This window comes from Actinomadura meyerae (assembly GCF_900188445.1).
GTDB lineage: Bacteria > Actinomycetota > Actinomycetes > Streptosporangiales > Streptosporangiaceae > Spirillospora > Spirillospora meyerae.
Map to the genome: position 1 here is coordinate 50,416 of NZ_FZOR01000050.1, position 10,090 is coordinate 60,505.

Here is a 10,090-nt window from a genome sequence, read left to right on the forward strand (position 1 = left end):
CCGGGAAAGGTGGCGACGATGACGGGATCCTTCATCGCGGCGGACGAGCTGCGGACGGCGGCGAACCCGCTGCTCCTCGGCCCCGGCGCGCACGGGCTGCGCGCCACCGCCGACCGCGCGCGGATGGCCGAGGAGGCGGGGGCCGGGCAGCTGTGGCTGAGCCAGGTCCCCGACAACCACGACTCGACCCTCGTGGCCGCGGGGTGCGCCGCGGCGACCCGCTCGATGCGGATCGGGACCGCGGTCACCCCGGTGGCGGGCCGCCATCCGGTCCAGGCGGCGCAGACGGCGTCCGCGCTGGCCGACCTGTCCGGGGGGCGGTTCGCCCTCGGGCTCGGAGCGGGGCACCCGTTCATCAACGAGTTCGTGCTCGGCCTCGCCCCCGTCCCCCCGGTCGCGGCGATGCGCGAGTACCTGACCATCGTCCGGACCCTGCTCCGCGAGGGCCGGGCCGACTTCGTCGGACGCCACCACACCGCGCACGCCTCCAACGTGACCGGGCACGGCGCCGACGTCCCGATCCTCCTCGGCGGGATGCGGCCGAAGATGATCGAGCTGGCGGCGGAGCTGGCCGACGGCCTCCTGCTGTGGCTCGCTCCCGTCCGCTACGTCGAGGAGCACGTGCTGCCCGCGGTCCAGGAGGCGTGCGCGCGGATCGGCCGCGACCCCGCGACGCTGCCCGTCCTCGTGGAGGTGCCGGTCTACCTGGCCGACGACCATCCGAACCTGTACTCCGACCTGGAGGGCCTCATCACCCAGTACGCCATGATGCCGTCGTACCGGCACGTGTTCGAGGCGTCCGGGTTCGGGGACCGGCTGGCGGCCGGCGAGATCGACCGGGCGATGGCGGACGCGATCGCGATCACCGGGGACGCTGGCGACATCGCGGGACGGCTGGAGGAGTACCGGACACTCGGCTGCGTGCCGGTCCCGGCCACCGCCATCGGCGACCGGCCGCTGGAACTGGACACTCCCGACGCGTTCGACCGCTTCCTCAAGGCGGTCTGCGTTGCCTGAGCCGGTGGCGCCGCCGGGCCGGTGGACGCGTTTCACGCTGCCGGCGAGCGCGCCGCGTGTCCGGCTCCTGTGCCTGCCGTGCGCGGGGGGAGGCGCGACGGCGTACCGCCCGTGGGTGCGCGAGCTCGCCGCGGCGGGCGTCGACGTCTGGCCCGTCCAGCTGCCCGGCAGGGAGAACCGGTTCGACGAGGACCTCCCCGGCTCCATGGAGGACCTCGTCGAGGAGTTGCTCGACGAGCTCGGCCCGGCGCTCCGCACGGCGCCCTACGCCCTGTTCGGGCACAGCATGGGCGCCAGCATCGCGCTGGCCCTGGCCTACGGGGCGCGGTCACGGGGCCTGCCCGGGCCGGTGCGGCTGTTCCCGTCCGCCGGACGCCCCCCGAACCGTCCCGATCCGGACCCGCCCGCCCACAGCCTGCCGAAGGCGGCGTTCCTCGAACGCCTGCGCACCTACGACGCCGGTTCGCTCCTGCTCCGCGAACCCGAGCTGCTGGAGGTCTTCCTGCCCAAGCTGCGCGACGACTTCGCGCTGTTCGAGAACTACCGGCCGCCGGCCGAAGAGCCGCTGGACTGCCCGTTCACCGTCCTCGGCGGGTTCGACGACGCCTCCGTGTCCGCCGCCCTCCTGCCCGCCTGGGCCGACTACACCCGGGGGGCCTTCGAGGTCCGGCTCGTGGCGGGCGGCCACCTGTTCCTGGAGTCGGCGCGCGACGCGGTCGTCCGGCTGGTGCGCGGGAGGCTCGCGCCGGAGGCCGCGGGGTGAGCCCGGACCAACGCGCCCTCCTGGCGGTTGCGCGCAAGGAACTGCGCGTCCTGCGGCGCTATCCGCTGACCCTGCTGAACACGATGCTGCTCATGCCCCTGTACCAGCTCGTCCTGCCCGTGCTGCTCCTCGGCACCGCGTTCCTCGTCAAGGGCCGGTCCCTGGGGATGGACGAGTTCACCGGCACCTCTGACTTCGGCGGATGGCTGTCCGCCGGCCTGGTGGGGGCGACCGTCACCGGCACCGTCCTGTCGGGGCCCGCCCAGGCCATGGCGTCGGAACGGGGCCTCGGGACACTGGAGCAGACATGGGCCATGCCGGTGAGCCGCCGCGCCCTGGTCCTCGGCCTGATGACCTGCATGACCGGGCTGAGCCTGATCGCCGGGGTGGCGATGGCCGTGCTGGTGAGCCTGATCGCCGGCGCCCGCTACGGGCCCGGGACGCTGCTGGCCCTGCCGGTGTTCGCCGCCCTGCTGCCGGGCCTCGCCGGGATGGGGCTCGTCAGCGCGTCACTGTCGCTGCTCTGGCGGCAGGCCGTCGGTCTCACCGACAACCTCGGCTACGTCGTGACCGTCCTCGCCGGCGTCACGTTCCCGGTGGCGGTGCTCTGGGACGCGCTGCGCCCCGTCTCCTACCTCATCCCCACCACCTGGGCGATCGACCTGAGCCGCCGTGCCGCGCTCGGCGCCGACTCCCTCTACCCGCCGGCGGTGGAGGTGTGCGCCCTGGTCGCGACGTCGGGCCTCTGCCTGGCCGGCGGCAGCGCCCTCTTCGGCCGGGTGGAGCGCCGGATGCGCGCGGAGGGAGCGCTCGGCCAGCACTGACCACGACCGTCCCATTTATGGGACAGCCCTCGGAAGTAGTGGTTTCGGGGATTATTGAAATGGCGGGCCTTTTCTATGATCGAAGGCATGTCGGTGACTCCTGAAATCGGTTCGCACGCGGAGTCCGGAGAGACCGGGCACAATCTGCGCCAGGTCTTTCCGGAAGGCGAGATATTCGTCGTCTCGGACGATGCGGAACTGAACCGGTACGCGGCCGGGCTGGGAATGCGGGACGTGCCGCTCGACGGCGTGGCCAGCCTGCCGGACGACGCCAACGTCGTCCTGCTCCTGCGCGGGCGGCTCGTCAGCCGCGAGATCCGCAGGCTGTTCCGCCGCATGCGGGTGCTGCTGGTCCCGATCGCCAGCTTCGACCCGTCCCTCCCGGTGGCCGAGTACACGCTCCGGATGGTCCGCGCCACCGACTACGGCGCGGCCTGCGAGTGGAACCGCTACTGGGCGCGCAGCATCTCCGAGCAGCCCGGCGCGCTCGTGTTCGAGGGCAACGGGACCGACCTCACCTGCTCGCTGGCCGACCGGCTCAGCGCCGACGCCTGGCTCGACCCCTGCATCGGCCCCGGCAAGTGGGTCAGCGTGGCGAGCTTCTGCGAGTTCTCCATCACCGCTCCGTCGTCCACCGACTGGCGCGGAGCCTTCGACATCGCCGGCACGGCGGTCGCGTCCGGCCTGCTCGTCGCCCGGGACGCGCGCGTCCGGCCGGAGGGCGAGGAGCGGATCCGCCGGGCCGCCCGCCTGCGTGAGGAGATCACCGCGCGCGGGCCGATCGAGCTGCACCTCGCCGACGGGGTGCTCACCGCGGTGCGGGCCGGCGGCGTGGACTACACCGACGCCGTGGTCGACGTGACCAACCCCTCCTACGAGGGGCACACGCTCGAACTCGGCCTCGGCACCAACATGAACCTCCTCCCGCAGGTGGACTGGGAGCTCAACTCCCAGCTCAACGAAGGGGCCGGCACGCTGCACCTCGGCTTCGGCGAGGGCATGACGGGCGCGCACATGGACTTCGTCGTCGCCGAGTGCGGGCACCGGTTCCAGGAAGGCGGCGCGGAAGCACCGCGCTGAACCCCCACCATCCCGGGAGAGGAGGAGAGACATGCGCGAGCTGACGATCAACGACCAGTCCTGGAACGTCGACGAGGACGACACCCTCGTCGAGGGCGCCGAGCGGCTGGAGTCGGCCGACCCCGTCGAGGCGGCGTCACTCAGCTACGGCTACGCCAGGATCTAGCCGGTCCGCGTGCGGGGGCGGCGCGTCCGCCCTCGCACGCGGTCGCCACCCCGCAGCACGAGAACGGAGCGAGAGACGCGATGGCCGAGCGGACGCGCTACACGGTGATCTCGGCGGACTGCCACGGCGGCGCGGACCTCCTGGAGTACCGCGATTACCTGGACCCGTCGTACCGGGACGAGTTCGACGCCTGGGCGGCCTCGTACGAGGTGCCCTACGAGGACCTCAAGGGCGAGGACGGGACCCGGAACTGGGACTCCGGCCGCCGTCTGCGCGAGCTGGAGCAGGACGGCGTCGTCGCCGAGGTCCTGTTCCCCAACACGATCCCGCCGTTCTTCTCCGCCTCCTCGCTCGGCAGCCAGCAGGCCGCCGAGAGCGCCGAGGACCTGCGCCGGCGCTGGGCGGGCCTGCGCGCCCACAACCGGTGGCTGGCCGGCTTCTGCGCCGCCGCGCCGGGACGCCGCGCGGGCGTCTTCCAGGTGATGCTGCACGACATCGGCGAGGCCGTCGCCGAGATCAGGCGCGCCGCGGCGGCGGGCCTGCGGGGCGGGCTGCTGCTGCCCGGCACCCCGCCCGGGTCCGGGCTGCCGCCGCTGTACTACCACGAGTACTACGACCCCGTCTGGCGCGCGTGCGTCGAGGCCGGGCTGCCCGTCAACGTGCACAGCGGCAGCGCCGCGCCCCGCGCGGGCGACCGCCCCGAGGACCACGTGCTGTTCATGCTGGAGCTGCGCTGGTGGGACCAGCGCACGCTGCGGCACCTGATCCTCGGCGGCGTGCTGGAACGCCACCCCGAGCTGAACGTCGTCTTCACCGAGGAGGGGCTCGGCTGGATCCCCGGCGCGCTCCGGGCCATGGACGGCTTCGTCGCCTCGATGCGCACGGCGTCCGGTAGCGGCGACCTCAGCCACGGCGCCACCGTGGCCAGGAACCTGACGCTCCGGCCGAGCGAGTACTGGCGGCGCCAGTGCTACGCGGGGGCCAGTTTCATGCACCCGTCCGAGACCGCGATCCGGTCGTCGATCGGCGTTTCCCGGATCATGTGGGGCAGCGACTACCCGCACACCGAGGCGACCTACCCCTACAGCGAGGAGGCCATCCGGCTGGCCTACGCCGGCGTGCCGCAGGACGAGGTGGAGCTGATGCTCGCGGGCAACGCCGCCCGCGTCTTCGGGTTCGACCTGGAGGCCCTCGCCCGGCATGCCGCCCGGATCGGCCCCCCGCGGGACGAGGTCGGCGCGGGCGTGGACCCCGGATCCCTGCCGGCCGGCGTGGCGAAGAGCCCCGCGTTCGCCGGGATCACGCCCGGCTCCAGCACGACGCGGTGGGTCGACAACCGCAAGGCGTGAGGACCGCCGCGGTCACCCTCCCGTGACGGCGGGGGCGACCTCGTCCATGAAGCGGCGCAGATCCCCGACGCCTCCGGCCGGATCGACCATCTGGACGACGAAATGCCGCACCCCGAGGTCCCGGTCGGCGCACAGCCGCCGCGCGAGATCGCGGGGCGGCCCGGTCAGCACGAAGCCGGGGACGTCGGCGCGATGCGAGAAGGCGATCTCGTAGTTCGCCGAGACGCGCGCCGGGCCGGCCTGCGGGATCAGCTCGCCGAGCCGCGCGGTGTCCGGGGCCCAGCAGTTCCACCAGTCCGCCCGCTCGCGCGCCAGCGCCATCGTCCCCTTGCCGACGCCTCCGATGGTCAGCGGGATGCGGGGCTGCACGGCGGCCGGGCCGCCCTGCGGATCGCGGACGGTGAAGAAGGCGCCGGCGTGGTCGACCGGCCGCCCGCCGACGACGAGGTCGAGGACGTCCAGCAACTCGGCCAGGCGCGCCCGCCGCACTACGGGCGGGTCCGGGGTGAACCCCAGACCGGTCAGCTCGGACGGCGACGAGCCCCAGCCGAGCCCGAGGTTGAGCCGCCCGCCGCTGATCTGGTCGAGCGTCACCGCCATCCGGCCGAGCAGCACCGGGTTCCGGAACGACTCGCAGAGCACCAGGTGCCCCACCCGCACGACGCTGGTCCGCGCCGCGATCGCCGTGGCGACCGTCCACCCCTCCAGGGCCCCGCCCGGCACGCCCGGCAGCGCGAGGTGGTCCATGAACCACACCGCCTCGAAGCCGAGGTCCTCCGCCGCCTCCGCCAGCGTCGCCAGTTCAGCGAAGCTCCGGCGGACCTGCGGCAGGTAGAGCCCGAACGTGGGTTTCATGGGGTCCCTCCGGGGTCAGGCCGTCTCCACGTGCAGCAGGCGTTCCGCCTCGTCCAGGACCTGAGCGCACTCGTCGATCGACCCGGAGACCGCGACGGCGTAGGCGATCCGCCCGTACCGGATGTCCCGGGACGGCGGGGACACCGTCTCCCCCGGCTCGGCGAGCGTCACCGCGCGCACCACCTCGGGCGGCAGCCGTTCCTCGTCGAAGCGGATCGACCTGATCGTGGTGTCGTCGCGCTCGGGATGGAAGAACCGGATGCCGGCGGTGAGCTTCCGGTCCGGGGCGAGGACCGGTGCCTGCCCGCACGCCGCGGCGGCCGACACCAGCCCGGGATCGATCCCCGTCGCGTACCGGCCGAGGAGCGACAGCAGGTCGCCGCCGAGCCGTCCGTTCAGCTCGATGACCTTGGGGCCGCGGCGGGTCAGCCGCATCTCCGTGAAGGTGACGCCCTCGGTGAAGCCGAGCGCCGAATGCGCGGCCTGGAGCACCTGCATGACCCGCAGATCGGCCAGCAGCGGGTCGGCGCCGTCCACGTAGTGCCCGAGCTCGGCGAAGAACGGCTCGTAGCCGACCACCTTGCGGGCCAGGTAGATCGGCTGCACCCGGCCCCGGTGCACCACCGAGTCGATGCTGATCTCCGGCCCGTCCAGGTACTCCTCGACCAGCACCGGCGTCGCGTAGCGCGGCGCCCCCGCCGCCCGCGCGGTGGACGACCAGGGAAACCAGGACGCGAGTCCGGCGGCGTCGTCCACCCGGACGATCCCGATGCTGCCGGCGAGGCCGCGGGGTTTCAGCACGGCCGGGTACCCGGTCCGCTCTGCGGCCCGCAGCGCCTCCTCCGTCCGCGACACGGCGATCGAGAGGGGCTGCGGCACGTTCGCCGCGGCCAGGGCGGTCCGCGTGAGGTGCTTGTCGCTGCAGGCGATGACCATCTCCGGCTTCCCGCCGGGCAGGTCCAGGCTCTCCGCGACGTACGCGGCCGGCACCGCGAGGTCGTCGGACCAGCTGACCACGCCCCGCACCTCGGCCGCGGCCGCGAGCCGCACGGCCTCCCGGATCAGCGCCGGGACGTCGAAGACATCGTCGAAGACCGTGCTGCCGACGATGTGCGGCCCTTCCCAGGTCGGCTCCGCGCGACAGAAAAGATGCACCCGGTAATGGGCCCCGACGGATTCCAGGAGATGGCCGCGAAAAAGCTCGGAACCATGCCCGATGACAAGGATGAGCGGTCGCTCGTCAGACATGCGGATCCCTTCTCCTGCACAGCGGAGAGCCGCTTTCACCATGATCGAATCTACAATGGGCGGAGTGGAAATTGAAGGACGTCCGCGCGGATATTCCATCCCGGTGCGCAGCGGGGAGGGCGGCGATGGGAAACGACTTCCTGGACCTCGACGGGACCGCGCAGGCCGAGCTGGTGCGGAGCGGGCAGCTGCGTCCGGTCGAGCTCGTGGCGGCCGCGATCGACCGGATCGAGCGGCTCGACCCGGTGCTCGGCGCCCTCACCGCGGAACGTTTCGAACGCGCTCTGGACGAGGCCGCCCGGCCCACCGGCGCCGGGCCCTTCGCGGGCGTCCCGTTCCTGCTCAAGGACGCCGTGCAGCATTCCGCCGGCGACCGCTACCAGCACGGCATGACGTACCTGCGCGAGCACCCCTGGGTGTCGGCCGCCGACACCGGGCTGACCCGGCGCTACCGCGCGGCCGGACTGGTCCTGCTGGGGCGGACGAAGGTCCCCGAGCTCACGATGTCGCCGACCACCGAGCCGCTCGGCCACGGCCCCGCGCGCAACCCCTGGGACCTCACCCGGTCCGCGGGAGGCTCCAGCGGCGGCTCGGCCGCCGCGGTCGCCGCGGGGATGGTCGCCTGCGCGCACGGCAACGACATGGGCGGCTCGATCAGAATCCCGGCATCCTGCTGCGGGCTCGTCGGGCTCAAACCCTCCCGGGGCCGCACGACACTCGCTCCGTTCGCCTCGTACTGGGGCCCTCTCACGCACGAGCACGTCCTGACCCGCACCGTCCGCGACAGCGCCGCGATGCTGGACGCCACCGCCGGCCCGGCCCCCGGCGACCTGTACGCGGCCCCGGCACCGTCCCGCCCGTGGACGGCGGAGGTCGGAGCCGATCCCGGCCGGCTGCGCATCGGCCTGCTCGAGACACGCCCCTCCGGCGGGCCGCTCGCCCCCGAGTGCCTCACCGCGGTGCACGAGACGGCGCGGCTGCTGGAGTCACTCGGCCACCGGGTGCGGACGCTCGATCCCATCGCGTTCGCCGACCCCGCCGGTGCCGCGGCCATGGGAGTGGTGATAGCCGCCTCCGTCGCCCGCGAGGTCGCCGCATGGGAACGGCGTATCGGCATCCCGATGCACGACCTGGAGCCGGGCACCGCCGCGGCCGTGGCCCAGGGCGCCGCGACCAGCGCCGCGGACCTGCTCGACGCGCTCGACACGCTGGCCCGCTGGAGTCGCCGCATCGTACTCGCGTCCAGCGCGGTGGACGTGGTCCTGAGCCCCACCATCCCCTGGCTTCCGCCGCCCCTCGGCACGATGAGCGGCGACCGGCCCCTCGCCGAAACGGCACCGAGGTGGACCGCCATGGCGGAAACGGCCGTCCTCGGCAACATCTCCGGCCAACCGGCGATCTCCCTCCCGCTGCACCGGACCGAGACCGGTCTGCCGATCGGCATCCAGCTCGCCGCCCCCTATGCCCGGGAAGACCTCCTCTTCCGGTTGTCCTCCCAGCTCGAAGAGGCGGCCCCCTGGCCGCGAACCGCCAACGTCCCCATGAGCTGAGCCTCGATCCACCGGAGGCGCATCGAGGTCGATCTTTCGGGAATCTGCGTGTGACACTGCGAGTAAGCCGCTGGTGGCTGCCTGCGCTCTCTCCCAATAGCGGCCCTGGCGGACCGGCCGAATTGCTCGCGGTGGGGAGCGTCGACCGTAGGTCGTTGTCCGTGGGCTCAGACCATGGGCGGTTGGCCTTCGACCGCGAGTTCGCCTGCTCCGTACATGGCCAGGGTGCGGCCGAGGTCGTTGAGGGCGAAGGCCTGGGTGGTGTGGATGTTGCGCCATGCCTGCTCGATGGCGTTGCCGGTCCGGATGACCGCTCCCCCGGAGTGCTCGAAGAGCTGGTCCATCGCCGCGGCGGCGCGCTGCGTCGCCACCGCCTGGTCGCGCCGGATTCCGCGGCGCAAGGCCATGGGGATGGTCTCATCCGCTCCCGCGTACTCCATGAGTTCACGCATGTCGCGTACGAGCTGCAGGGAAGAGGCGTCGATGTCGGCGCTCGCCGCGGCCAGGCGAGCGCTGTTGAAGTCGTCGCTGTCGCCGACGAACTGGTCGACGCGATGGTCGACACGGCTGCCCGAACTGACTCGCCGACGAACCGGTCTACCTGGACGGCGTCCTCACCGGCGGCATGACCGACCTCCTCATCACCTGGTGACCTTCCGGGCCGGGACGCAAGCCCGTCTTCCCAGAACCCTGGGCGGTTCCCGGTACCGGAGGTCTCCTGGCAGGCCGTGATCACGTCTTGCCAGAAGCCCCGGCGACCGCACCGAGAACTCACGGGCCGTGAGTTCTCGGGGCGGTCGCCGGTTCTCGGCCGGTCAGGTCGCCTGCCTGAGACCTTCCGCGATCGCGTTGAGGACCGGTTGGGCCGTGGCCGTCGTAGGTGTCCCAGGGACCTGGCTGCGGTGGGGTGCCGAAGAGGTTCAGACGGGCTTGCACGGCGTTCTGCCTTGCCGTTGTCGTGGTTGCACCCCTTCGGGGGTGTCTTCTAGTGGAGGATCCCTTAGCCTCGATCCACCGATGGTGTATCGAGGTCGATCTCTCGGTCTTTTCGGGAGGACGGTCGAGTTATCGGCCGCCCGCGGGCAGGGGTGATCGGCTGGTCTGCCCAGCTTTTCCACGTGTTCGGTTCCGGTCGGGCCCGCTCGGGCGGTGGATAACGGCAGGTCAGCGGCTGTCGGGTGGGGCGTGGAGGGTGGTGAACAACTGCCGCCAGGCGTCGGCCCAGGGCCAGTTGCGGG

At 72.7% G+C, this 10,090-nt stretch carries 9 protein-coding genes and 1 pseudogene; 7 read left to right on the forward strand and 3 right to left on the reverse strand.

Annotated elements, in window-relative coordinates:
* The first annotated feature begins 18 nt into the window (after window positions 1-18).
* From CHF16_RS34480 to CHF16_RS34500, 6 genes are all read left to right on the forward strand, one after another.
* The gene (locus CHF16_RS34480; protein ID WP_143228227.1) at window positions 19-1,017 is read left to right on the forward strand and encodes an LLM class flavin-dependent oxidoreductase; all 999 of its coding nucleotides are present in this window, start codon (window positions 19-21) and stop codon (window positions 1,015-1,017) included.
* Window positions 1,010-1,780 carry a thioesterase II family protein gene (locus tag CHF16_RS34485; RefSeq protein WP_179271843.1) on the forward strand — a complete coding sequence of 257 codons (771 nt, stop codon included), beginning with the start codon at window positions 1,010-1,012 and terminating at the stop codon, window positions 1,778-1,780. The genes CHF16_RS34480 and CHF16_RS34485 overlap by 8 nt, the downstream gene beginning before the upstream one ends.
* Entirely contained in the window at window positions 1,777-2,604 is an 828-nt protein-coding gene (locus CHF16_RS34490; RefSeq protein ID WP_179271844.1) for an ABC transporter permease, read from the forward strand. The genes CHF16_RS34485 and CHF16_RS34490 overlap by 4 nt, the downstream gene beginning before the upstream one ends.
* Window positions 2,605-2,691: 87 nt before the next feature.
* Entirely contained in the window at window positions 2,692-3,684 is a 993-nt protein-coding gene (locus CHF16_RS34495; RefSeq protein WP_089330381.1) for a CgnE/CgnB domain-containing protein, read from the forward strand.
* Window positions 3,685-3,715: 31 nt separating this feature from the next.
* Window positions 3,716-3,850 carry a hypothetical protein gene (locus CHF16_RS42005; RefSeq protein ID WP_264159645.1) on the forward strand — a complete coding sequence of 45 codons (135 nt, stop codon included), beginning with the start codon at window positions 3,716-3,718 and terminating at the stop codon, window positions 3,848-3,850.
* A gap of 80 nt (window positions 3,851-3,930) precedes the next feature.
* On the forward strand, window positions 3,931-5,199 hold the full coding sequence (locus CHF16_RS34500; RefSeq protein ID WP_089330382.1) for an amidohydrolase family protein: 1,269 nt from the start codon (window positions 3,931-3,933) through the stop codon (window positions 5,197-5,199).
* A gap of 12 nt (window positions 5,200-5,211) precedes the next feature.
* Here the strand turns inward: CHF16_RS34500 and CHF16_RS34505 are convergent, their stop codons facing one another.
* Window positions 5,212-6,054: an LLM class flavin-dependent oxidoreductase gene (locus CHF16_RS34505; RefSeq protein ID WP_089330383.1), complete on the reverse strand. Its 843-nt coding sequence runs from the start codon at window positions 6,052-6,054 to the stop codon at window positions 5,212-5,214.
* A 15-nt stretch (window positions 6,055-6,069) separates the two neighbouring features.
* Window positions 6,070-7,209 carry an ATP-grasp domain-containing protein gene (locus CHF16_RS34510; protein ID WP_143228228.1) on the reverse strand — a complete coding sequence of 380 codons (1,140 nt, stop codon included), beginning with the start codon at window positions 7,207-7,209 and terminating at the stop codon, window positions 6,070-6,072.
* 218 nt (window positions 7,210-7,427) lie between these two features.
* On the opposite strand from CHF16_RS34510, the gene CHF16_RS34515 reads away from it, so the two are divergent.
* Window positions 7,428-8,852 (forward strand): amidase, encoded by a 1,425-nt coding sequence (locus CHF16_RS34515; protein ID WP_089330385.1) that lies wholly within the window; start codon window positions 7,428-7,430, stop codon window positions 8,850-8,852.
* A 167-nt stretch (window positions 8,853-9,019) separates the two neighbouring features.
* On the opposite strand, the pseudogene CHF16_RS34520 reads toward CHF16_RS34515, so the two are convergent.
* Window positions 9,020-9,364 (reverse strand): annotated as a pseudogene (locus CHF16_RS34520) (3-hydroxy-9,10-secoandrosta-1,3,5(10)-triene-9,17-dione monooxygenase oxygenase subunit); the annotation flags it as partial.
* Between the last annotated feature and the right edge of the window lie 726 nt (window positions 9,365-10,090).

Excerpts from the sequence above, each read along its gene's own strand:
- CHF16_RS34500 (WP_089330382.1), top strand. The coding sequence starts at position 3,931 with ATGGCCGAGCGGACGCGCTACACGGTGATCTCGGCGGACTGCCACGGC.
- CHF16_RS34515 (WP_089330385.1), top strand. The coding sequence starts at position 7,428 with ATGGGAAACGACTTCCTGGACCTCGACGGGACCGCGCAGGCCGAGCTG.
- CHF16_RS34480 (WP_143228227.1), top strand. The coding sequence starts at position 19 with ATGACGGGATCCTTCATCGCGGCGGACGAGCTGCGGACGGCGGCGAAC.
- CHF16_RS34505 (WP_089330383.1), bottom strand. The coding sequence starts at position 6,054 with ATGAAACCCACGTTCGGGCTCTACCTGCCGCAGGTCCGCCGGAGCTTC.
- CHF16_RS34495 (WP_089330381.1), top strand. The coding sequence starts at position 2,692 with ATGTCGGTGACTCCTGAAATCGGTTCGCACGCGGAGTCCGGAGAGACC.
- CHF16_RS42005 (WP_264159645.1), top strand. The coding sequence starts at position 3,716 with ATGCGCGAGCTGACGATCAACGACCAGTCCTGGAACGTCGACGAGGAC.